This window comes from Lysinibacillus sp. VIII_CA, from assembly GCF_049943995.1.
In the GTDB taxonomy this organism is placed as follows: domain Bacteria; phylum Bacillota; class Bacilli; order Bacillales_A; family Planococcaceae; genus Lysinibacillus; species Lysinibacillus pinottii.
Window position 1 is genome coordinate 94,752 of sequence record NZ_JBNFXM010000004.1, and the last position, 21,690, is coordinate 116,441.

Sequence of the window (21,690 nt, forward strand, 5' to 3'; positions counted from 1 at the left end):
AAAAAGCGGTAGGCTGCATTGGGCAACCTACCGCTTTAGCTTTCCTGAGAGGGAGGAGACATTTTCTTTTCATAAAAATCAAAGACAAATTGTTGGAATTGGCGTGCAGATGGGGACAAATAACGATTGTCAATCCAGGCCATGCCAATAATACGTTCACAAACCATATCCTCTACATGGATTTTGACGATTTTTTTCGGATTCAAATCCTCATCATCAGGAAGCAATGATACCCCGAGTCCTGCACCCACAAAACCTGCAATGGTAGAAACCTCATCACCTTCATAAGAGATTTTTGGCTTAATGCCCGCAGCATGTAACAAGCGATCAGCTGAGCGGCGGAGGGCATACCCTTTTTTCATAAGCACAAAGTTCTCATGTTCCAATTCTTTCATTTTTATGCTTTTGCGATGGGCAAGAGGATGGTCAATCGGAACCATAATAAATAACTCATCTCGCCATAGCTCCTTCCAGCTAACGGGAGGCTCTGTATCAATCGCTGCTAGTAAGCATAGGTCTAATTCGCCAGCAAGCAATTGCTTTAACTGAGAATGTGAGTAATTTTGTGTGAAATGAAAACGGATATGGGGGTGCTTCTGACGAAAAGCACGAATTAAGTCTGGTACAATACTAGTCCCAAGAGTGTGTAAAAAACCGAGTGACACATCCCCAAGCTCCGGATTATTAAGCTCTTGTAATTCTAATACTGCTTTCTCGTATTCTTTACGCATTCGTTGTACACGATATAAGAAAAGTTCACCATAGCGATTGAGCATTATGGAACGCCCCTGCCTATCAAAAAGCGGGACACCTAGTTCTTCCTCCAGCTTTGAAATTGAACGGCTTAACGCTGGCTGTGAAATTGCCAATGCCTCGGCAGCACGTGTCATATGTTCTAACTTTGCAACGGTTACAAAATATTCTAATTGTTGCCACTCCATTTTTTCACCTCTATTCTCGTAATTTTTAAGTTAACTGCATTATAACGGGAAACAAAGAGGAAGTATAGGTGGCAAAAACTTTTTAAACAGACGTTGCTTTTAATTAGAAGAATGGAAAAGTTAAGTAGCAGAAAGTGTGATAGTACAGGTGTTAAGTTGACATCATTCATGCATGGTAGACATTGATTTGATAAAAACTATAAATTGTACATTATGAATAAAGGGTGTTAAGATAGACACATAAAATACACAATTAATAATTTCCGTGAAGGGGATATCCTAAAATGAAGTTAACAAAGCCACAACCTCTAACAATTGAGGGAGGCAAAAAAGCCGTACTATTATTGCATGGATTCACAGGTAGCACAAAAGATGTGAAAAAGCTAGGAGAATTTTTATCTCAACGAGGTTATACCGTTCATGCACCGATTTATAGTGGGCACGGAGTAGAACCAGAAGCACTATTAGAAACGAAACCAGAAGACTGGTGGAACGATGTTGTAGAAGGATATAACTTCCTTCAAAGTAAAGGCTATGAAGAGATCGCAGTTGTTGGCATTTCACTTGGTGGTGTTTTCTCACTGAAGGTTGCAGAGACATTTCCAGTAAAAGCATGTGTAGCGATGTGTGCACCGATTACACGAGATAACTCAAAAGGCTTATTTACACGTTTGTACCACTATGCTCGTTTATATAAACATTTCGAAAATAAATCAAAAGATCAAATTATTTCAGAATTACATGAATTACGTATTTCTCCAAAAGATTCATTAGATGGTGTAACACGTTTAACGACTGAAACACGAGATGATTTATCAACGATTAAAGCTCCAACATTAGTACTACAAGGGTCATTGGATGATGAGCTTTATCAGGAAAGTGCACCTTTCATTTTAAATACTGTAGAAACTGATGACAAAGAAATCATTTGGTATGAAAATTCAGGTCATATAATTACGTTGGATAAAGAACGTGATAAAGTATATGAAGATGTTTATAAATTTTTAGATCATATTGAGTGGTCAGTTGCAAATTAAGGAGGGGCTGTCAGAGGACAGCTCTTTTTTTTGTACTAAGTTTACTATATTCAAAAAAACTATTGTAATTATAATAAATGCTTGATAACATAATTGAATTGTAATGAAAAATCATTCGATTAAAATAATTTGCTATAGTTAAAAACTTCTAAGGAGCACATCAATTATGCAACAAAAAATACCTTTCTCAACCTATGCAGTCATCGGCACTATGTTATTCGGTCTGTATTTTGGAGCAGGGAACCTTATCTTTCCAATCCAATTAGGTCAACTAGCAGGGACCAATTTTTGGCTTGGGTTAATCGGATTTTTAGTCACGGCTATCGGTCTACCATTTTTAGGAATTTTAGCGATTGGCTTATCAGGTAGTAACGGTTTGCGCGATCTAGCGAGCCGTGTTCACCCCATCTTCGGTATTGTCTTTTCACTAGCCCTTTACTTAACAATTGGCCCGTTTTTTGCCATTCCACGTACTGCGACCGTACCATTTGTAGTGGGCTTTGAGCCTTATATTCAAGCACAGCATGTTACATTATTGCTGGCCGTGTTTAGCTTCATTTTTTTCGCCATCGTTTATTATTTTTCGTTAAATCCAGCGAAAATTATGGATTACATTGGTAAATATTTAACACCAGCCTTTTTAATTGTATTATTCATTTTAATTATTACGAGTATCGTAAAGCCAATGGGGGATTTCCAACAACCAATGGGCGATTATATAGATGCTGCCTTTATGACAGGCTTTAAAGAGGGCTATAATACGATGGATGCTTTAGCTTCCCTTGCTTTCGGGATTGTGGTCATTAATGCAATTAAAAGTGCAGGCATTTCCGATCGAAAGGAAATAGCGAAGGCGACATGGACGTCAGGTATATTTGCAATGGCCCTAATGATGCTTATTTATGGCCTGATTACGTATATGGGCGCTTCCAGTATTTCTGCGGTAGGTACCTTTGAGAATGGGGGATTAATTTTTTCCGCAGTGGCAGATCATTATTTCGGTTCGTTCGGTGCTATTTTATTAGCCGTTATCATTGTGCTCGCTTGTTTAAAGACAAGTATCGGCTTAATCACTTCATGTAGTGAATTCTTCCATGAAGTGTTTCCGAAAGTAAGCTATAAATGGTTTGTCTTTTTATTGTGTCTCGTATCCTTTGTCATTGCCAACTTCGGATTAAACAATATTATACAATTCGCCATCCCAGTGCTGATGTTCCTATATCCACTTGCGATTGTTTTAATTTTACTGGCTCTTAGCTCATCGTACTTTCACAATAAGCAAGCGGTGTATGCCATCGCAATGATTTTCACATTTTTCATTAGCGTAATTGACGGCTATAAAGCTTTAGTGGCAAGTATACCTGAAGCACAATTACGTGTATTGGATGCTGTAGAGAAGGCTTATTCATCAATCTTACCATTTTATGATATTGGGTTAGGGTGGATATTGCCAGCAATCATTGGAGCAATACTTGGAGCTCTAATTCCTTCTAAAAAAGTACTATATTAATAAATAAGCACGCACAGAAAATGATAGCTGTGCGTGCTGTTTTACTATATTAGTAAGCTGTCCAGCCACCATCTACCGCAATAACTTGCCCGTTCACAAAGCTTGCTTCATCAGAGCCAAGGAAAATAGCTAATTGGGCAATTTCCTCAGGTTGACCAGCACGAGGATTAATCGATAAACCAAGTGATTGGCGTGCTGCACCTGTTTGACTCATATTTGTCATGGAAGAGGCGATATTCGTCATAACTGCCCCTGGTGCAATACCATTACAGCGAATATTTTTATCCGCATACATAAAGGCTGTATTTTTAGTTAATCCAACAACGGCATGTTTAGACGCAGTGTAAGCAGCTCCTGCTCGTGCACCATATAAGCCACCAGCGGAAATATTATTGACAAAGACACCATGTCCTTGGGCGAGGAAAATGTCTGTTGCCATACGCATGGAGCGCATCACGGCTGTTGTATTAACCGCAAATACTTTATCCCAACGTTCATCAGAAATTTCCCCGACTGGCTCCATACCATCCATGATACCGGCGTTATTGACTAAAATATCTAATTGACCAAAGTACCTTTTTGTTTCATCAAATAAACGTTGTAAGTCTTCTGTTGATGCGACATTTGTTTGAATGGCAAAAGCTGTACCCCCAGCCGCTTGAATGCCTTCCACCACAGCTTGGGCACCTTCTATATTTAAATCTGAAACGACAACCTTAGCACCCTCTTTTGCATAACCCTCTGCTATAGCTTTCCCCATACCTGAAGCTGCACCTGTGACAATGGCTACTTTACCTTCTAATCTCATCTCAAAGACCTCCTCATACTATTTTTTTATAGATATTGAACATCTGTTCATTAAAATCATATAATAAATATGAAAGCGATTTCAATATGCAAAATATCTGGATGTGTTGAGTAATCAACACTTTTGGAAAAACTGTTTACTTAGGAGCTGAAAAAAATGTCTACAACAGATTTACGAGTTATTAAAACAAAGCAAGCCTTACACTCAGCTTTATTGACACTGCTTAGTCAAAAGCCATTGGAGCAGATTTCTATTGCGGAAATATGTAGAGAGGCCAAGGTGAATAGGGGGACATTCTATTTGCATTACGAGCAAAAAGAAGGACTCTTTGAAGAATACTTTCAAGAGATTATGGAGGATTTATACCAGTCCTACGAAGAACCTTACCGTGCCGTGACAACATTGGATACACACCAACTAGATCCAGACACAATTCGTATTTTTCACCATATTGAACGCTTTAAAATGTTTTATCGAATTGTGTTTTCCAAAAACATTCCATTAACGTATTATTACATGCTGTTTGATGGAATTTACTCATTGCTAAAGAGAGATATCACCCTGCATCACGAACATCAAATGACAGCATCGATTTCAATTGATTATTATAGCGCCTACCAAGCAAACGCGATTATCGGACTCATTATCCAATGGTACCGTGGCGACTTTAGCGACAGCGTGACCGTCTTAAATCAGCAGCTAGCTGCCATACTGAAAAATGTTCGAAATGGTGGGTAGAGCAGAAAGAGGTGAATAAAACGCAGAAAGTGATGGATCGAGCATGAAAAGAGGTGGATAAAATGCTCAAAAGGGATAGCCCCCACTCTGTCCATCACCGAAGGAACAGAGCCTAGGGGCTATAAAATACAACTAACTAGAACTCTTAGCAAGTGCGGGTTTTATTGCTACGGTCACTGTAGCGATTGTCAGAGTGACAAGTATGATGATACCTAAGGAGCTACTATTTTGTAGCAAATTATCGGCACTTCCTCCGAAAATAATAGTGTAATAGCCATCGGCACCGTAAGAAGCGGGTAGCATAGCAGCTATTTGCTTGTAACCTTCAGATAGCATGGTTTTTGGAACGAGCACTCCAGAGGTTACTAGTTGGAGGGATAGGGCACAAATATTGAAGACCATGCCGATATTTCCAAAAAGAATGACGAAAACCTGGGCTAGGCAAAGGAAAGCTAGGAACATCACAGATTGGAAGAGATAGATGGATAGAAAGCTTTCATTGCTCGAAATAGTAAATAGATGCATTAACCGATTGTAAGGAATGGTAAAGTAAGAGCTACTCCAACATTGAGCAGCTGTCGTGCAAAGAACAATTGCCATTTTGAGAGAATACTTTGTACCTTTTGTGCGGCTTGCTGATGTTGCATAATCATCACCATTGCCCCTACAAAGGAGGATATAATGACCATAAGTGGGATAAAGTTTGCTGCAAACCCCTTCACATCATTCGTTTTAAGAATAGTAGCATCGACGGCGTGATCTTTAATTGACATCATGGTTGTATGGACAGATGCGTTTATTTGCTGGGAGGTATTTTGCTCAAAAGGAAGCTGTGCAAATTGTTGGGAAAAAACCTCGATTGCCTGATTTTGTTGTAATGGGTAGAGCATTCGGTTCATTTCTTCTGTTAATTGCTTAGCGACACTATCCATCATGTTTTTGGCCATACTAGCATTGGCCTGATTAATCGAATAGATGATTTCTGCTTTTTCTCCAGTCTGAAGTTGATTCGTAAAATTTGCGGGAATTTGCATAATCATATTAATTTGGCGTTCATTTAGGGCATGCTCTGCTTGCTTCAACGAGGAATATTTGTTTACCGTAAATGGAATGTTGTCCTCCATATCCTTTACAATTTGTTGTCCCATCCCCGTATCTTCCACAACGAAGCCTATCGATAATTCATCAGCTCGCTCATTGACACCGTCATAGGCTGTCATCCAAATTGTAAAGAAAATTAATTGGAAGGCAATCGCAGCAACAATGCCAATATATGTTTCACGAACGCTCAATAAAGTTTGTAAACCTTTCATTGTTAAACTACCCCTTTATAAAGTAAGTACTTACTTGCATCGGAAGGAAAAATTTTTTCTAGGAAACGAGTCCCCTAGAAAAAATAGCAACACTTGTCTGTAATAGTTCTTCGGTTGGTATGTCAGACACCATAGTACCAAGACGTGCACGTGACATAAAATGGCCAAAGTTAAGCGCAATAAGCGATAATGCGGCAGCTTCAAAATCAACCTCTCTTATCTTCCCTCGCTGTTGCATTTCTTGAAAGTACTGGCAGAGTTCCTTTTTGATCAAAAGAGGGATATTTGCAATTTCCTCACTGATTTCAGGAAACTGAATGGACTCCTTAAAGCCAATCATTACCAAATCTTTAATCGACATTAAGAATTCAAAATGCTTTAAAGAAAAGTTTAATAAATCCTTTTCTAATTCCCACGTAACATTTTGATGGATCTCCTGTTGTAAAAGAGGATAATACGAAAATTGTTCAACTATGGCTTTCAAGAGGCCACGCTTATTGCCAAAATGGCGGAAAAGTGTAACTTCATTGACGCCTGCTAATTCAGCAATCGTTTTCGTTGTTGCGGCAGTATAGCCCTTTTCGCTAATCAATTGTAGAGCAGCTTCGATGATTCGTTCTGCGGTTCCCTTTGTTGTCAAACATAAACTTCCTTTCATGCAAGTAATCACTTACATGCTAACACAGTGCATGCTTCTCTGCAACATAATAATCCATTTCAATGAAATAATCGTCAACAAGAATATTGACAACTATATCGACGACTGATATATTTTATTTGTATCGGCTGACGATATATTGGTGGACGATATAAAGGGGGATTGTATGACACAGGAGCATCCGCCGTTAACTGAAGGCGTATATTATATTTTATTAGCTTTATATGAGCCTAGACATGGTTATGGCATTATGCAATTAGTAGAGGAAATGAGCAGTGGGCGAGTACGCTTAGGCGCTGGTACCATTTATGGGGCCATTAAAACTTTGCTAGAACGAGGCTGGATTGAGGCGCTCGACGATGACGGTCGAAAGAAAGAATATGTAATAACAGAAACTGGAGAAAAGGTAGTTGAATACGAAATTTTAAGATTAAGGGAACTTTTTGACAATGGTATCCGTATAACGAGAGGAGCTGAATAATATGCATACATATCGATTAATGATTAATCCATATGCATTTGTCCTATTATTCTCATTCCCATTATATAGGCTTATACGTGTACGCAATCGATTGAAGAAAGAGCTAATTATATTTTCAGATTAGTGGACGTCCATTATTTTCTGGGAAATCAGAAAATAGTGAAAGAACTTCCTATAAGGGGTGAGAGGATGGAAAAAAGAATTTACCGTTTTTTTGTAGATTATGAAAAGGAAGAACGGTGGGTCAATGAAATGGCAGATCGGGGGTGGAATCTTAAAAAAGCAATTGTAGGTTTTTTTGTTTTTGAAAAAGGAACACCACAACAATATATTTATCGAAATGAATTTGTGAATAGGAAATCGAAGGATTATTTTGAGTTTCTAGAGATGATGAATATAGAATGTGTGTACAAATTCGGTGGTTGGGCATATTACCGAAAACCAAAGGCAGAGGGGCCATTTGAATTATTCTCAGATACTACCTCTAAAATTAGCTATATAAAATCGATGAATCGTATTTTTATCGTACTGTTGCTAGTCAATATAGTGGCTGGTCTTTATAATCTTTCGTTAGGAACGTGGGGGCCATCTTTAAAAGTAGTCAACACCAGTGTAGGGTGTTTAAATTTTATCGTATCCATAATGGTGTGTATCTCTATTTTAAAAAATGCAAACCGTAAAAAAAGATTGAAGGAAAATTTACATATATTCGAAGGGTAAGGAGGATGACAACATGACTTTACAGTTACAGCATGTCACGAAGAAGTATAAGGATTTTACGGCTGTAGATGGATTGGATTTTACGATTGAAAAAGGTGAAATCTTTGGTCTAATTGGCCAAAATGGTGCGGGGAAAACAACCACTTTCCGTATGATCTTAGATTTACAGGAGACAACAGCAGGTACAATTACATGGAATGGTCAGCCAGTTAATGCGATTAACCGAGATGTCCTAGGATATTTACCAGAGGAAAGAGGTATTTTCCCAACGATGAAAGTCGAGGAGCAGTTATACTTTTTTGGTGAGTTACGTGGGATGAAAAAGGCGGAGCTGAAAAAGGAAATTGATTTTTGGATTCAACGTTTTGAGCTGGAGGAAAGACGTAAAGATAAGGCTGAAACGCTATCAAAGGGAAACCAGCAAAAAGTACAGCTTATTGCCAGCTTTATCCATAAACCTGAATTTTTAATTTTAGATGAACCGTTTAGTGGATTGGACCCGGTTAATAAAGACTTATTAAAGGATGCCATTCTCCTTTTAAAGGAACAGGGTACAACCATTTTGTTCTCTAGTCACCAAATGGACAATGTTGAGGAACTTTGTGATCACTTATGCCTATTAAAAAGAGGTGTTTCGTTATTCTCTGGTAGTCTACTAGATTTAAAGAAGCAATATGGCAAAACAAAACTGGCCGTAAGAACAGATTGGTCAACCACACAGCTATTGGCGTTAGAAGGCGTCAAGGAAGTACGTGTAGAGAAGGAACAAACCGTTCTTACATTAGTGGATGAAAGCTATGCCCAAAGTATTTTTGAGCAGCTTTCCAATGGGAAGTATATCGAAAAATTCAGCTTGGATTATTTATCATTAGATGAAATCTTTAAAGATAAGGTAGGTGGCAATGTTGTCGAAGTTTAATTTATTAATGAAACAATTATATAAATCAAAAATAAAATCAAAATCCTTTATTTTAATGACATGTTTATATGTACTTGTAATGTCTGTAGCTGTTTTCTGGTCTGAAATTAAAGAGCTTTTTACAGGTGATGATGAAGCACAGCAAATTGCCATTATCAATGATACGTCCGCTGATTTAAGTGGTATCTTTGTTTCCAATGGGGACATGGCTTTTATCCAAGATGAAAAGGATATACCGGCACTTGAAAAAAAGGTAAAGGATGGCAAGCTAGATGCCATTGTGACAATTAAGGATCAAGGCGGTCAGCTACAAGCAGAAATTGCTACGTTTACACCATTGAAATTAAACGATCAATCGACATTGTCATCCTTATTGCAATATGCTGGTCAGCACTATGCGGTTCAGCAATTATCACTATCACCTGAACAGGCAGCACAAATTATGGCCGCACAAACGACGATTTCCACTAAAAACTTAAATGAGGAATCAACGGGTGGGAAAAGTGAAGAAGAAAAGCAATCAGGCTTAGTTGTTTCCTATGCAGTTGGGATTTTAATTTATTTCTTTATTTCTACATTCCTATCTATGATTACGACTGAAATTGCCTCTGAAAAAGGCTCGCGAGCAATGGAAATGCTTTTAGTAAGTGTCAAGCCAACTACTCATTTTAAAGCAAAAATTGCAGGTGTATTATTACTCGCTTTAACACAGATGGGTATTCTTGCAGCAGTATTCCTCATCTATGCTAAACTCGTAAAAGGCGGAATAGTTTGGGATATGGCGTCTGACATTGTCAAAGAGCTGTCAGTTGGTTACGTTATCTATGCCATTGTATTCTTATTGCTAACGGTTATCCTATATCTTATCATTGGCGCATTATTCGGCTCATTAGTATCGAAAGTTGAAGAAGCAGGTCAAGTATTAATGCCGGCCATGATTATTACGATAATCGGCTTCTATGTCATGCTAACAGGGATGGGTAATCCAGATACAATCATCATTAAAATATTCTCTTATATCCCGTTAACATCAGGAATGATTATGCCAATGAGGATAGGTGCTACTGATATCGGGGGTATAGTGCCATTGCTATCTCTAGGTATTTTAATCGCAACGATTATAGTCGTGTACCTATTTAGTTTATCGTTCTATAAACGCAGTGTACTGACATATAGCTCAGGCGGTGTCATTCAAAAAATAAAAACAGTATTAAAGGTAACAACTTAAGTGTTAAGCAGCTACACGATGATGTAGCTGCTTTTGGTCGTTCCATACCAATGATAGAAAACAATGTAAAGGAATTTGCGTAATCAGTCGAATTTTGTTTAGAAAGAAGCTATAATTTAAAAAAGAGCATGAAATTGGTTTTGTCTTTCTATCGTAATGAAACCTTTTTCCAAGGTAATCGTAAGTAAATTGTAGAGATAAATTGCAGGGGGTAAAACGTATGTCTGAATTCAACAATGATCTTTTAAAATCCAAGGACCCATTCGCTTCTGAAAATCCTTTATTACAGCCTAATCCACTTATGCAACAAGAGCCTGAACAAAAGCCGGTACTTGTTTCTGAGCAAGAGCTATCACAAATTGCGCAAAACCAGCTTATGCTAAAGAAAGATCCAGAGGTTCATGCACTTGCTCAACGCATTGATGTTAAAGATCAAATCGCCATGCTAGAGCTTGGTAAGGAAACAGCAAGTGGCATTTCTACTTTTTCAGATAAAATGCTGGCTACTATGAAGTCCAGCAAACTAGAAGAATCGAGTGTCCTATTAAATAATTTGAATAAAATTATGGATAAATTTGATCCTCAAGATTTTTCAGAGGAGAAAAAGGGTGGCTTCATCTCCAAGCTCTTTAATAAAGGAAAAGAGCAATTGGAAAGATTCCTATCTAAATATGACAGCATGAATAAGGAAGTAGATGTGATTTACCGTGAAATTCAAAAATATGAAGGTGAAATGAAGCGTAATACAATTGATCTTGAAAATCTATATGATCAAAATTTAAATTACTTCCAATCTTTAAGTAAATTTGTTGCTGCAATTGAAGTAAAGATAGAAGATGTTCGTTCAACATTACCAGCCCTTGAGCAAAAGGCTCAAACTGGCGATCAATTAGCAGCAATGGAATATGAAACAATGCTACGTGCAGTGGAATTATTAGAGCAACGTCGCTATGATTTAGAAATGGCGCAGCAAGTATCATTCCAATCCGCACCTCAAATACGTTTAATGCAACAAGGTAATAACCATTTAATTGCGAAAATTAACTCAGCCTTTGTGACGACAATCCCTATTTTCAAACAAGGTTTAATTCATGCAGTTACTTTAAAGCGTCAAAAGCTTATTTCCGATTCTATGAGTGAGCTAGATCGTCGTACGAATGAAATGCTCGTGCGTAATGCTGAAAACATTAGTAAAAACAGCGTGAATATTGCACGTGCTGCAGGCAGCCCAAGCATAAAAATTGAAACAATTGAAACAACATGGCAAACGATTATGACTGGTATTCAAGAAACAAAGCAAATTCAAGCTGAAACAGCCAGAAGTCGTGAAGAGGGTCGTAAACGTATTGAACGTTTGCAATTAGAATATGAAAAATTGAAAAAAATGTAATAATGGAAGCTTCTTGTAGAAAACGTTGCAAGAAGCTTTTTTATTTGTATGTGTTATATGTTCTTTGACAAAAAGTAAAATACTGATTATGATAAAATTAAATGAGAATGATTATCAAATGAAAAAGGAAGCGAACAGATGTTATACAAAGCTTTACGATTACATGAAATAATTCGTGGAGGAGTGAAATGATGACCAATAAAATAAGTTCCTCTACATTGTCGTATGAGCCTTTTGAAGATGGAACGCTTGCTCTTAGCGCAGCTGAAACTTTAATGCTTATTCCACAAAGCCGTTATTTAGAGTTATTGCAAAAAGAAAAAGTGTACAGTGCTAGACATACCGATTTAGATAAAAAGCAAAATGGAATAGAACAAGAATGCAAAATATTAAAAAAACAAAATGCAGCACTTACAGAGGACTTGCAAAAATCAAAGCAGCAAAACATAGTCCTTCAAAAAAAAGTAACGGAATATAATTGCGTGGTAGAGGAAATGCAGGTGCTACGACAACAAAATACGGAGCTACTAATTGAATTAAGTAAATATACGTCTTTGTCGAGGGAGTCACTAACAGGACCACTTAAGTCAATGATAAAAAATATGCGAGAGCAGGGGGTTGGCATAAAGGAAATTCATATACGCATCAAACGCCAAATCAATCCAGATATTAGCTATAGTACAGTGCGCAAATATATCTCCGAGCTAGAATCAGAGCAGAAGGATGGACGGTGATAGAAGTAGTTAAGAAATTTGGCATTTACAGTTGCCACTCAAAGCCCTATAATGAGTCTATTCTTTAACTAGTTTAACATTATGTGAGGTCGCTATTGATTTCACTAAGAGTAGGAGCGTTAGTGGCAATGTCAAATGAGAAAAAAGGGGTTTTGGCGGCATTTTTTGCCTATGCCTTTTGGGGTGCCTTTCCTCTCTATTGGAAACTACTTGAACATGTACCAAGTATGGAGATTTTATTATCCCGAGTGATTTGGTCGTTTGTCTTTACTGTACTGGCTGTCATCGTATTTCGAATGCGTAAAGACCTTATAGCGGACTTAAAATATTTATGGTCACATCAAAAGCATTTCTGGCAGCTTGCGGGTGCTTCCTTCGTCATTTCAATGAACTGGTACTTGTATATTTGGGCAGTTACCCATAACCATTTAATTGAAACAAGCTTAGGCTATTATATAAATCCGCTCTTGTCTGTTATTTTTGGAGTGATTTTCTTTAAAGAATCGCTAAGTCGCGCACAATGGGTAGCGACAGGAATTGCCTTTCTGGCCGTTATTATTTTAACGATTAATTATGGCTCTGTGCCATGGGTAGCACTGTTAATTGCGCTATCTTTTGCTATATACGGCGTATTGAAGAAGAAAATTACACTGGATGCTACAAGAGGATTAGCTATTGAAACATTATTGATCCTACCATTTGCCTTAGGCTATTATGTTTATCTATTTTCAACCCATCAAGCTTCGTTTTTACATGTTGACGTAAAAACAGATATTTTGATGATTTTCAGTGGTTTAGTAACAGCTGTACCACTCATCCTATTTGCAAAAGGTGCACAAAATATTCCATTATATTTATTGGGCTTTATCCAATACGTTTCACCAACCATTGTTTTGATTTTGGGTATTGTACTGTACAAAGAGCCATTTAGTCAGACAGAGCTTTTAGCATTTAGCATCATTTGGGCAGCATTATTACTATTCTCAGGTTCCAAGATTATAGAAACGAGAAAAGCCCATCATAAATCAGTAGACTTGTAGAATTTTCTACAAGTCTTTTTTCTTATTTGCACAATATTGAGCCGCACCTTTACAATTTAGTCAGCATATAGTAAGATGATGTCAATAATTAGATAACAATGATATAAAATGAGAGGTGCTTTTTGTGAGTGCGGTAGGTTCTAACTAGGTAAAAAGTAAATGAAATAAATGATATGGCGACAGGGGATATATGTCATGAACAGACCCCTTATTTGGTCATGGATTTATTTCAAAACCTATGTAGATACCTACAATACTTTATCAAGCGGTGCATATATGGATGAAACTTCAGAAAATGAGGTTTTATTTGTAGTGCTATGAACACTCGCCTTTTGAAGATAGAGCTGTGGGGATTCCTCACAGCTTTTTTTATTTTGTTTAACACTTCATTGCTATCTAATATTGGGTAGGTATCTTCATGAATGATAAAAATCAGAATGAGGAGCATAAATAAATGAATTTTACTACTCTTGAGAAGTTACAATACCAAGAATTAAAAGATATCGTTAAATCCTATTGTGTAAGTGGGTTGGGGAAACAGTTATTAGATAAATTAATGCCCAGCTCAAACTTAGCAATTGTAAAAACTCGCTTGAATGAAACAACTGAGGCCCGTGTAATCGTAGATGCGGAGGGTCATGTACCATTTTTAGGTGTATCCAATATTGAGCATATCATGACCAAACTGGCAAAAGGGATGATCTTGGACCCCAGTGAGCTCATCAGCATGTCGGACTTTTTAAGAGGCTGTCGTAACATTAAAAAATTCATGTTAGATAAAGAATTTTTTGCGCCAGTTCTTTCATCTTACGCGAATTCAATGGCCGAATTTAAAAATGTGGAGGAAGAAATAAACTTTGCTATAAAAGCTAATCGTGTCGATTCAGCTGCTAGTCGAGAATTAAAGCGGATTCGTCATCATATCGAAACGACAGAGGAAAAAATAAAAGAACGCTTAACAAAATTCCTCAACAACAGTGCCAACAAAACGTATATACAGGAGTTCTTTATTAGTCAAAAGGATGATCGCTATACGATTCCAATTAAGGCTTCCTATAAAAATCATGTACAGGGGACGATAGTGGAAATCTCCTCAAAAGGGGCAACCGTTTTTATGGAGCCAAGTATTGTGGCTAAATTAAATGGAGAATTAGCTACTTTAAAGGCTGAAGAAGCGGTGGAGGAGTATCAGATATTAGCATCTTTATCAGGGCTTTTAATGAATCATCTTCACGCCCTCCATATAAATATGGAGTTGATTAGCCAATATGATATGGTCTTTGCTAAAGCAAAATTTAGTAAACAAATTGGTGGCATGGAGCCACGCTTAAATGATTATGGCTACATTCAAGTAATCAATGGCAGACATCCTTTATTACCAGGAAACGCTGTACCACTTCAATTTACGATAGGGAAAGATTACAGGAGCTTAATTATTACTGGACCAAATGCTGGTGGCAAGACGGTCGTGTTGAAAACAATTGGCTTATTAACATTGGCGACAATGTCAGGCTTTCATATTGTGGCAGATGAGGGCACTGAATTGGCTATATTCGATCATATCTTTGTTGATATAGGTGACAATCAAAGTATGGAAAATGCGTTAAGTACGTTTTCATCCCATATGAAAAATCTCTCCGATATTATGAGAGCATCCAATAATCATACACTATTAATATTGGATGAGATCGGCAGTGGTACTGAGCCGAATGAGGGTGCAGCACTGGCTATTGCGATTTTAGAAGAGTTCTATCAAATGGGCTGTATCACAGTAGCGACAACACATTACGGAGAAATTAAACGATTTTCAGAGATGCACCCAGACTTTATGAATGCAGCTATGCGATTTAATAGTGAAACATTAGAGCCTTTGTATCAGTTAATGATTGGCACGTCTGGAGAGAGTAATGCACTTTGGATTTCTAAAAAAATGAATGTCCGTGCAGAGGTTTTACAACGAGCGCAAGATTATATGAATCATAAGGATTATCAGCTGACTCGTGTGCAGGATAGTAAAATTCGAAAGCCGAAAGTAGAGAAAGCTGGCAGGGCAGCCATCATTGAATTTGCCAAGGGGGACCGAGTGAAATTATTGGATCATGATGATGTCGAGCTTGTTTATCAAGAAATGAATCAGTTCTATAATGTCACTGTGTACTATAAGGGTGAGATGCTAGAGGTTCATGTGAAACGACTTGCATTAGAGCTACCGGCAACCGAACTATACCCTGAAGGATATGATCTTGAGACTTTATTTGTCGACTATCAAGAACGTAAGCTTCAGCATGATATAGAGCGTGGTTCCAAAAAAGCATTGCGCAAAATTCATAAGCAAATAAAAGAAGATCATCAGCAGTAAGAACAAGGGATTGCACGAAGTAGTGCAATCCCTTTACTAGTAGGAATTAGAATCAATTTGTGCCCTAATTGTCATATAGACTTCTTCAATTTTGCGTTTATAAGGTAAATCAACTAAATCCAGTGAATCAGTGTAAGCCATTTTCGCAATGTCGTAGGCGGTTGTAAGTTCCCCGAAATGTGCATAGCAAAGGGCCTTATAGGAAAAGCATTCATTTAAGCCTAAAATATCATATGGATGGCTGACAAAATTAGGTGCTTTTTGAAAATGCTCAAATACAGCTCTAGCCTCCTCATAACGACCGAGTAAATATAGAGACTTTCCTTTTTCCGCATAATAATAGTTTGAATCCAAAATATCTAAATCCTCATGCTTCAGCTTATTAAAGCTCTCAATTTCGATTAATGCCTGCTCATAATTAAACATGTAATTATTATTATAATGTGCTCGTAAAATAAAGATGAAAGCATCTACTAGTGCGCGCTCAGCAAAAGCCCGATATTGCTCCAGCTTCATAAACATATGCTCTGCTTGTTCAAAGTCATGGTCAATCATCGCGCAATACGCTCCTATACGATACATATCATCAATTTTATAAAACAGCTGATTTTTATGAGCATTCGTAATCGTCTCGTTTATTAATTTTTTCCCTTCTTCATGTTCTCCGATGGCAAGCTGTAAAATGCTTGTATAATAAGCCATTAATAAAGCGTCACGAGAATCAAGCTGATAATCCTCTTGTTTGATAATTTCTTGTGCCTGTAAAATACAGGCATAGGCCAGGTCATATTGACGTTTTCCCGCTAATATGGACATTTGCAGGATGAATGTTTTGAACCAATGGCTAAGTAAATTAATTTCTTTAAAGATAGTGCGCGCTTGTAGGAGGGATGTTTCCCATGAAGTTAATCCTGCTTCATACTGTGTGACAGCGTATATATACAATAAACGGCCTGCTTCATAACTATGAGGAAGTCCCTCGACTGATGGCTTGATTAAATCAACAATTTCTTGATAGCGAACTATGTCTCCCCATTTTACCTCTGCAAATAAAATTTCCACCTGCTCTAAAAGTGAACGAATGGATGAGGGTGCTACTTCTTCGAGTAATTCACTAGCCTTGACACCTAACCGTTCAGCAATATAGTCCAGGCTTTCCATAGAGGGCTTGGCCTTTTCATTTTCTATTTGACTTAGCATTCCTTTTGTTAGACGATCACCGGCAAGCGCCTCTAATGTTAATTTTTTTTCTTTCCTTAATTTGCGAATTCGTGCGCCTAGAGAGTTCACTGCCTCGCCTCCTTTTGTTTAATTATATTAAACTTTTTCTTGCGTGAAAAGAGGAAGCTATGGTATATTTTGTTTAATAAAATTAAACTTTTTAATTCAACTAAAAAATGGAGGGGTTTATAAGATGAATGAAACGGAGAAATTAAGAAAGGCGACCTATCATTTATGGACTTTTACAGCGAGTAAAATGATTGCCATGTTAGGGGCAAATGTCATGGCGTTTGGTTTTAGCCTGTATATATTAGCCATGACAGGGTCAGCCATGAGCTTTGCGACCAATATGATTTGTTCAGTGTTACCTCGTGCTCTCGTAGCACCCTTGGCAGGTTATGTAGCGGATAATTTTTCAAAAAAACGAACGATTTTATTAGCACAGGCAGGAACCATTTTGACCGTAGGGGGATTACTGATTTATACAGAAACGGTAGGGATGTCGGTTTATGCTATTTACATAGCTACAGTCTTTAATACAATATGTTCCGCATTTTCTGGGGTCACGTTTTCATCTGCAATTGCTACACTTGTAAATCCAGAACGTTTACAGCGCGCGATGTCATTTAATCAATTATCAATGTCGGTGGCTGCCATTGGGGGACCAGTCATTGGCGGCATGATGTATGGATTTTTCAATATTGATATATTTTTAATGGTAAATATTGTAGCGTATATCATGGCGTTTTGCTTAGAGGCAACAATGGATTTTAAACTCTATAGTACTAGAGGGGAAGATGTGAAGAAGGAGAAGGTGTGGGAAGGGCTTAAAGGTGGCTTCCATTATATTAAACAACGAAAAGTTATAAAAACAATCATGTGGGTGGCATTATGGATTAATCTATTTTTTTCTGCGATTGCCGTTGGAGGAACATATATTATTATTGAATTGCTGAAAGTAAAATCAACGCATTTTGGTTTTATAGAGGCATCAGGAGCAGCAGGTATGCTGATAGCCTCTCTTTATTTTGCAACAAGACCAGAAGTCAAAGCGCCATTACGTTTCTCAAAAATAAGCTTATTACTGTTAGCAGGTAGTCTCGCCTTAGCAATCATTCCGTTAGTCACGAATTTTTCCTATATCGCGATTGTAATTTTCTACCTAATCATTTACTTTATTTTTGCCATTTTTGAAATGGGGATAAATATGCCAATAGGGGTGTATATGCAAAAAATCATCTCAGAAGAATTCCGCGGACGCGTTTTCGGTCTAATGGAAACAATGGCAATGTCTATGATGCCAATTGGTATGGTTGTTTATGGCGTATTATATGATGCAATACCGGCCACAATCATTTTACCTGTTACGAGTGTCATTATCATTACCATTTCACTTGTGATGCTACGCACTTCCATTTTAAAAGAAGCACATCCAGAGTATTATGAAAAAGAAGGCATAACAAAAAGTGTCCCTCATTCAACAACATAAATGCATGTCTGACTATAGACAAAAGGTATCGTGACGTAAATGCTCGATACCTTTTGTCATTTTTTACTATAGGAGTATTATTAAGTACCTGCCATAGTAGAGATCAAAGGCTTTACTTTATTAATGGGCTTAACGATCCTCAATGACGATATAGGTAGCTTGAATCGGGCCATGTACACCAACGATTAAAATCATTTCGATATCTGCTGAGTTACTAGGACCTGTAATGAAATTAATACAGGAAGGAATTTTCTCTCCGTTGTTGATTTTTTCACGAATCCACCGTGCTGCTTGTGTCATACGAGGCACCATTGTACTTTTGGGGATTAAAATGATCGATTTTTCTGGTAAGAAGCTAATACTTCTTCCTTGATCTCTACTGCTAAAAAGTACAGCCGTCCCAGATTCAGCAAGTGTCATCTCGCTAATAGTAATGCCTATATTGGCTTTTTCTGCATGTAGGATATTTTCCTGTGGTTGCTGTGAATTCCATTCATAGTACTGAATATTAGACTGCGGCCATTTTTCTGTCATTAATTCAGATAGTCCGAATTCTTGAAATCGCTCGTCCCTAGAACTAATGATGGATTGTCCGCCATATTGGTCCACAACAGATTGCAAATCTTGAGAAAGCTTGGCACAATTGGAAATCACGATATTCGTATGAATATTGGCGCATTGTTTCATGAAAATCTCTAGTAATTCGTCTCTCGTGGCATCTTTTAATGTACGGTTTTGTGGTTGATACTGCCACGTGGGGCGTGGAAGCGTTGTAATAGGTGAACGCCCTAACTGCTGTGCAATGTTTGCTAAAAAATTCTCTCGATGCTGAATGGTACCAGTCATGATTCCTCATCTCCTTTTGTGCGGTGCTTCATCCAATTTCGGAAACTGTTTTTATTCGGTGCAGGGAAATCCCGTGCTTCAGTCCATGCTTTTAAAGGACCTGGACCTTTAGTAATCGTATGGTCATTCGTGAAGGGAGCCATTGCAGGAGCGGCCATTTTTGTAGCCATCTTATACAAGGTAGGGGAGGATGCTCCTAAGCCAAATGCCTTCATTAGTAGCTTTTCGGAAACGGGTGCTTTGCCTTCATTTTCAACAATGACCTGACGATGTCTATGAATAAGCTGATGTAAAGGTATTTTTACAGGGCAAGCATCCGTACAGGCACCACATAGCGTTGAGGCATAGGGGAGCTCTTTAAAATCATCATAGCCTCCTAATAACGGAGAGAGTACTACACCAACCGGACCCGAGTAGATAGAGCCATACGTATGCCCACCGACATGACGATAAACAGGGCAAGCATTGACACAGGCGGCACAGCGAATGCATTGTAAGATAGGCTGAAATTCGCCACCAAGAATGGCTGAGCGACCATTATCCACTATGACTAAATGGAATTCCTCAGGCCCATCTGTCTCACCCTCGTCTTTAATTCCTGTAAGCGTAGTAATATAGCTTGTCAGCTTTTGCCCTACAGCACTACGTGTTAATAAGCTTACGAGAACCTCCATTTCTTCAAAGGTAGGAACAATTCTTTCCATTCCCATTACAGTGACTTGAGTTTTTGGCAGAGCCGTAACTAAATCAGCATTGCCTTCATTGGTGACTAGCGTAATCGATCCACTTTCAGCAATGGCAAAATTACAGCCTGTTATACCGATATCGGCAGTTAAATATTCATCGCGTAGTTTTTCACGCACATAAAGAGCAAGCTCCTCGGGCTTTTCCGATTGAGTGTAGCCCTGTTTTGCTTTAAACACATCTCGAATTTGCTCTTTGTTTTTATGCAGAGCAGGAGCCACAATATGAGATGGGGGCTCGTGATCGGCAACTTGCAAAATGTATTCACCTAAGTCCGTTTCGATCACTTCACAGCCTAGTTCCTCTAATGCAGCATTAAGGTTTATTTCCTCGGTTACCATCGATTTTGACTTCACAATTTTAGCAGCATTTTTCTGTTTCGCAATATCTTGAATATAGGCTGTTGCTTCTTGTGCAGTTTGAGCAAAGAAAACATGTCCACCTCTTTTGGCAACATTGTCACTTAATTGGTATAGATAATAATCAAGATTTTCTAAAACATGTTTCCGTATTTCCTCTCCATGTGAACGCCATTCCTCCCAATCTCCAAGTTCCTGAGTTTGTTGTAGACGACGTGTTTGAAAGCGGTCCTGAGCTCTGGAAACAGCGCTACGCATAAATTGATTTTCAAGCTCTTTTGTGACACGGTCCTGAAAGCGATTATTACTAGTTTTCATGGCCATGAATGTTCCTCCTTTTATCGGCAATTTAAAACCTCTGCAATGTGCATTACTTTAATTGGCTTTCCTTGGCGATGAATACGACCACCCATATTGATTAAACAGCCAGCATCTGCTCCGATTAAATAATCCGCCCCTGTCTCCTCTACATGGTGGACCTTTTCTTGAACCATTTCGCCAGATATATTGCCCATTTTGACAGAGAATGTGCCACCAAACCCACAGCACCTATCTTTTGCTGGGAGCTCCACATACTGTAAACCATCGACATTTTGTAATAACTTTATAGGAGCCTCATTCACTCCAAGGAGGCGAGTCATATGGCAGGAAGTATGGTAAGTAGCTTTGCCCTCTAAATGGGCTCCAACATCCTCTATCTTTAATACATGGACAATAAATTCAGTAAACTCATACGTTTTGGCTGCCAATGCCTTTGCTTTTGAAGCCCATAAAGGGTCTCCCTTAAAAATCTCTGGATATTCCTTAAACATATAAACACAAGAACCAGAGGGGGAGACGACGTAATCAGCATGCTCGAAGGCAGTAATCATTCTTTTCATCGCATTTTTGGATTCTTTCACATAGCCACTATTATAGGCGGGCTGTCCACAGCAAATTTGTTGCTCAGGAAAATCAATTTCACAGCCAAGTCTTTCTAACACTTCCACAACAGATTTCCCTATATCTCCCTGAAACATATCCACTAGGCAAGTAGCAAAGAGAGTTACTTTCATATGCATCGCTCCTTTTTATAAACAACAGGTCATCAGATGACTTTTGGTTATATGTATCATACTACAAACTTTTCAAAGAAAGAAGATGTTTTGATGGAAT

The 21,690-nt window shown here is 38.1% G+C and carries 23 protein-coding genes; 14 read left to right on the plus strand and 9 right to left on the minus strand.

What is annotated here, in order from left to right:
- Positions 1–35: 35 nt before the first annotated feature.
- Positions 36–941, minus strand: coding sequence for a LysR family transcriptional regulator (locus ACP3VS_RS07735; protein WP_099805972.1), 906 nt, complete (start codon positions 939–941; stop codon positions 36–38).
- Positions 942–1,225: 284 nt separating this feature from the next.
- Between ACP3VS_RS07735 and ACP3VS_RS07740 the strand changes: the two genes are divergently transcribed.
- Together ACP3VS_RS07740 and brnQ are read left to right on the plus strand one after the other, a co-directional pair.
- Entirely contained in the window at positions 1,226–1,978 is a 753-nt protein-coding gene (locus tag ACP3VS_RS07740; RefSeq protein WP_031419567.1) for an alpha/beta hydrolase, read from the plus strand.
- Between the two features lie 166 nt (positions 1,979–2,144).
- On the plus strand, positions 2,145–3,488 hold the full coding sequence (gene brnQ / locus ACP3VS_RS07745) for a branched-chain amino acid transport system II carrier protein (protein WP_197224952.1): 1,344 nt from the start codon (positions 2,145–2,147) through the stop codon (positions 3,486–3,488).
- A gap of 49 nt (positions 3,489–3,537) precedes the next feature.
- Here brnQ and ACP3VS_RS07750 read toward each other — a convergent pair whose 3' ends face one another.
- On the minus strand, positions 3,538–4,296 hold the full coding sequence (locus tag ACP3VS_RS07750) for an SDR family oxidoreductase (RefSeq protein WP_031419571.1): 759 nt from the start codon (positions 4,294–4,296) through the stop codon (positions 3,538–3,540).
- 156 nt (positions 4,297–4,452) lie between these two features.
- Between ACP3VS_RS07750 and ACP3VS_RS07755 the strand changes: the two genes are divergently transcribed.
- Positions 4,453–5,034 (plus strand): TetR/AcrR family transcriptional regulator, encoded by a 582-nt coding sequence (locus ACP3VS_RS07755; protein WP_197224953.1) that lies wholly within the window; start codon positions 4,453–4,455, stop codon positions 5,032–5,034.
- Positions 5,035–5,166: 132 nt separating this feature from the next.
- Here ACP3VS_RS07755 and ACP3VS_RS07760 read toward each other — a convergent pair whose 3' ends face one another.
- Genes ACP3VS_RS07760 through ACP3VS_RS07770 form a run of 3 tightly spaced genes read right to left on the minus strand, consistent with a single transcriptional unit; the run spans position 5,167 to position 7,005 of the window.
- The gene (locus ACP3VS_RS07760) at positions 5,167–5,634 is read right to left on the minus strand and encodes an ABC transporter permease (RefSeq protein ID WP_426388507.1); all 468 of its coding nucleotides are present in this window, start codon (positions 5,632–5,634) and stop codon (positions 5,167–5,169) included.
- On the minus strand, positions 5,559–6,347 hold the full coding sequence (locus ACP3VS_RS07765) for a YhgE/Pip domain-containing protein (RefSeq protein ID WP_426388508.1): 789 nt from the start codon (positions 6,345–6,347) through the stop codon (positions 5,559–5,561). Before ACP3VS_RS07765 ends, ACP3VS_RS07760 begins: the two co-directional genes overlap by 76 nt.
- Before the next feature lie 58 nt (positions 6,348–6,405).
- Positions 6,406–7,005: a TetR/AcrR family transcriptional regulator gene (locus ACP3VS_RS07770; protein WP_012293895.1), complete on the minus strand. Its 600-nt coding sequence runs from the start codon at positions 7,003–7,005 to the stop codon at positions 6,406–6,408.
- Positions 7,006–7,171: 166 nt separating this feature from the next.
- Here ACP3VS_RS07770 and ACP3VS_RS07775 point away from each other — a divergent pair, with 166 nt between their 5' ends.
- The 10 genes from ACP3VS_RS07775 (at position 7,172) to ACP3VS_RS07820 (ending at position 15,876) form a co-directional block, all read left to right on the plus strand.
- Complete coding sequence (locus ACP3VS_RS07775) at positions 7,172–7,486, plus strand: PadR family transcriptional regulator (protein ID WP_031419577.1); 315 nt, start codon at positions 7,172–7,174, stop codon at positions 7,484–7,486.
- Between the two features lies 1 nt (position 7,487).
- Positions 7,488–7,610, plus strand: coding sequence for a hypothetical protein (locus ACP3VS_RS07780; protein WP_426388509.1), 123 nt, complete (start codon positions 7,488–7,490; stop codon positions 7,608–7,610).
- A gap of 65 nt (positions 7,611–7,675) precedes the next feature.
- On the plus strand, positions 7,676–8,206 hold the full coding sequence (locus ACP3VS_RS07785) for a DUF2812 domain-containing protein (RefSeq protein ID WP_099805968.1): 531 nt from the start codon (positions 7,676–7,678) through the stop codon (positions 8,204–8,206).
- Positions 8,207–8,219: 13 nt separating this feature from the next.
- Positions 8,220–9,125 (plus strand): ABC transporter ATP-binding protein, encoded by a 906-nt coding sequence (locus ACP3VS_RS07790; RefSeq protein WP_426388510.1) that lies wholly within the window; start codon positions 8,220–8,222, stop codon positions 9,123–9,125.
- Positions 9,109–10,353, plus strand: coding sequence for an ABC transporter permease (locus ACP3VS_RS07795; RefSeq protein ID WP_426388511.1), 1,245 nt, complete (start codon positions 9,109–9,111; stop codon positions 10,351–10,353). The genes ACP3VS_RS07790 and ACP3VS_RS07795 overlap by 17 nt, the downstream gene beginning before the upstream one ends.
- Positions 10,354–10,573: 220 nt before the next feature.
- Entirely contained in the window at positions 10,574–11,743 is a 1,170-nt protein-coding gene (locus ACP3VS_RS07800; protein ID WP_036161284.1) for a toxic anion resistance protein, read from the plus strand.
- 188 nt (positions 11,744–11,931) lie between these two features.
- A complete protein-coding gene (locus ACP3VS_RS07805) occupies positions 11,932–12,477 on the plus strand; it encodes a hypothetical protein (protein WP_012293903.1) in 546 nt (181 codons plus the stop codon).
- 128 nt (positions 12,478–12,605) lie between these two features.
- A complete protein-coding gene (rarD, locus tag ACP3VS_RS07810) occupies positions 12,606–13,517 on the plus strand; it encodes an EamA family transporter RarD (protein WP_036161285.1) in 912 nt (303 codons plus the stop codon).
- A gap of 195 nt (positions 13,518–13,712) precedes the next feature.
- A complete protein-coding gene (locus ACP3VS_RS07815) occupies positions 13,713–13,838 on the plus strand; it encodes a hypothetical protein (protein WP_012293905.1) in 126 nt (41 codons plus the stop codon).
- Between the two features lie 133 nt (positions 13,839–13,971).
- Entirely contained in the window at positions 13,972–15,876 is a 1,905-nt protein-coding gene (locus ACP3VS_RS07820; protein ID WP_426388512.1) for an endonuclease MutS2, read from the plus strand.
- Positions 15,877–15,912: 36 nt separating this feature from the next.
- Here the strand turns inward: ACP3VS_RS07820 and ACP3VS_RS07825 are convergent, their stop codons facing one another.
- A complete protein-coding gene (locus ACP3VS_RS07825) occupies positions 15,913–17,166 on the minus strand; it encodes a helix-turn-helix domain-containing protein (protein ID WP_012293907.1) in 1,254 nt (417 codons plus the stop codon).
- A gap of 124 nt (positions 17,167–17,290) precedes the next feature.
- On the opposite strand from ACP3VS_RS07825, the gene ACP3VS_RS07830 reads away from it, so the two are divergent.
- Positions 17,291–18,586, plus strand: a complete 1,296-nt coding sequence (locus ACP3VS_RS07830) for an MFS transporter (RefSeq protein WP_036167908.1) — start codon at positions 17,291–17,293, stop codon at positions 18,584–18,586.
- Positions 18,587–18,715: 129 nt separating this feature from the next.
- On the opposite strand, the gene ACP3VS_RS07835 is transcribed toward ACP3VS_RS07830, so the two are convergent.
- From ACP3VS_RS07835 to ACP3VS_RS07845, 3 genes are read right to left on the minus strand one after another with little or no spacing between them, the layout of a single operon-like run.
- Positions 18,716–19,432, minus strand: coding sequence for a LutC/YkgG family protein (locus ACP3VS_RS07835; protein WP_031419589.1), 717 nt, complete (start codon positions 19,430–19,432; stop codon positions 18,716–18,718).
- Entirely contained in the window at positions 19,429–20,859 is a 1,431-nt protein-coding gene (locus tag ACP3VS_RS07840; protein WP_099805965.1) for a LutB/LldF family L-lactate oxidation iron-sulfur protein, read from the minus strand. The genes ACP3VS_RS07835 and ACP3VS_RS07840 overlap by 4 nt, the downstream gene beginning before the upstream one ends.
- A 14-nt stretch (positions 20,860–20,873) precedes the next feature.
- Positions 20,874–21,590 (minus strand): (Fe-S)-binding protein, encoded by a 717-nt coding sequence (locus ACP3VS_RS07845; RefSeq protein ID WP_036167914.1) that lies wholly within the window; start codon positions 21,588–21,590, stop codon positions 20,874–20,876.
- Between the last annotated feature and the right edge of the window lie 100 nt (positions 21,591–21,690).

What these genes read in the sequence shown, in the direction of transcription:
- ACP3VS_RS07755 (WP_197224953.1), top strand. Translation starts at nt 4,453, where the DNA reads ATGTCTACAACAGATTTACGAGTTATTAAAACAAAGCAAGCCTTACAC.
- ACP3VS_RS07805 (WP_012293903.1), top strand. Translation starts at nt 11,932, where the DNA reads ATGATGACCAATAAAATAAGTTCCTCTACATTGTCGTATGAGCCTTTT.
- ACP3VS_RS07785 (WP_099805968.1), top strand. Translation starts at nt 7,676, where the DNA reads ATGGAAAAAAGAATTTACCGTTTTTTTGTAGATTATGAAAAGGAAGAA.
- ACP3VS_RS07765 (WP_426388508.1), bottom strand. Translation starts at nt 6,347, where the DNA reads ATGAAAGGTTTACAAACTTTATTGAGCGTTCGTGAAACATATATTGGC.
- brnQ (WP_197224952.1), top strand. Translation starts at nt 2,145, where the DNA reads ATGCAACAAAAAATACCTTTCTCAACCTATGCAGTCATCGGCACTATG.
- ACP3VS_RS07830 (WP_036167908.1), top strand. Translation starts at nt 17,291, where the DNA reads ATGAATGAAACGGAGAAATTAAGAAAGGCGACCTATCATTTATGGACT.
- ACP3VS_RS07800 (WP_036161284.1), top strand. Translation starts at nt 10,574, where the DNA reads ATGTCTGAATTCAACAATGATCTTTTAAAATCCAAGGACCCATTCGCT.
- ACP3VS_RS07740 (WP_031419567.1), top strand. Translation starts at nt 1,226, where the DNA reads ATGAAGTTAACAAAGCCACAACCTCTAACAATTGAGGGAGGCAAAAAA.
- rarD (WP_036161285.1), top strand. Translation starts at nt 12,606, where the DNA reads ATGTCAAATGAGAAAAAAGGGGTTTTGGCGGCATTTTTTGCCTATGCC.
- ACP3VS_RS07835 (WP_031419589.1), bottom strand. Translation starts at nt 19,432, where the DNA reads ATGACTGGTACCATTCAGCATCGAGAGAATTTTTTAGCAAACATTGCA.
- ACP3VS_RS07815 (WP_012293905.1), top strand. Translation starts at nt 13,713, where the DNA reads ATGAACAGACCCCTTATTTGGTCATGGATTTATTTCAAAACCTATGTA.
- ACP3VS_RS07770 (WP_012293895.1), bottom strand. Translation starts at nt 7,005, where the DNA reads ATGAAAGGAAGTTTATGTTTGACAACAAAGGGAACCGCAGAACGAATC.
- ACP3VS_RS07790 (WP_426388510.1), top strand. Translation starts at nt 8,220, where the DNA reads ATGACTTTACAGTTACAGCATGTCACGAAGAAGTATAAGGATTTTACG.
- ACP3VS_RS07840 (WP_099805965.1), bottom strand. Translation starts at nt 20,859, where the DNA reads ATGGCCATGAAAACTAGTAATAATCGCTTTCAGGACCGTGTCACAAAA.
- ACP3VS_RS07780 (WP_426388509.1), top strand. Translation starts at nt 7,488, where the DNA reads ATGCATACATATCGATTAATGATTAATCCATATGCATTTGTCCTATTA.
- ACP3VS_RS07845 (WP_036167914.1), bottom strand. Translation starts at nt 21,590, where the DNA reads ATGAAAGTAACTCTCTTTGCTACTTGCCTAGTGGATATGTTTCAGGGA.
- ACP3VS_RS07820 (WP_426388512.1), top strand. Translation starts at nt 13,972, where the DNA reads ATGAATTTTACTACTCTTGAGAAGTTACAATACCAAGAATTAAAAGAT.
- ACP3VS_RS07760 (WP_426388507.1), bottom strand. Translation starts at nt 5,634, where the DNA reads ATGGCAATTGTTCTTTGCACGACAGCTGCTCAATGTTGGAGTAGCTCT.
- ACP3VS_RS07795 (WP_426388511.1), top strand. Translation starts at nt 9,109, where the DNA reads ATGTTGTCGAAGTTTAATTTATTAATGAAACAATTATATAAATCAAAA.
- ACP3VS_RS07735 (WP_099805972.1), bottom strand. Translation starts at nt 941, where the DNA reads ATGGAGTGGCAACAATTAGAATATTTTGTAACCGTTGCAAAGTTAGAA.
- ACP3VS_RS07775 (WP_031419577.1), top strand. Translation starts at nt 7,172, where the DNA reads ATGACACAGGAGCATCCGCCGTTAACTGAAGGCGTATATTATATTTTA.
- ACP3VS_RS07750 (WP_031419571.1), bottom strand. Translation starts at nt 4,296, where the DNA reads ATGAGATTAGAAGGTAAAGTAGCCATTGTCACAGGTGCAGCTTCAGGT.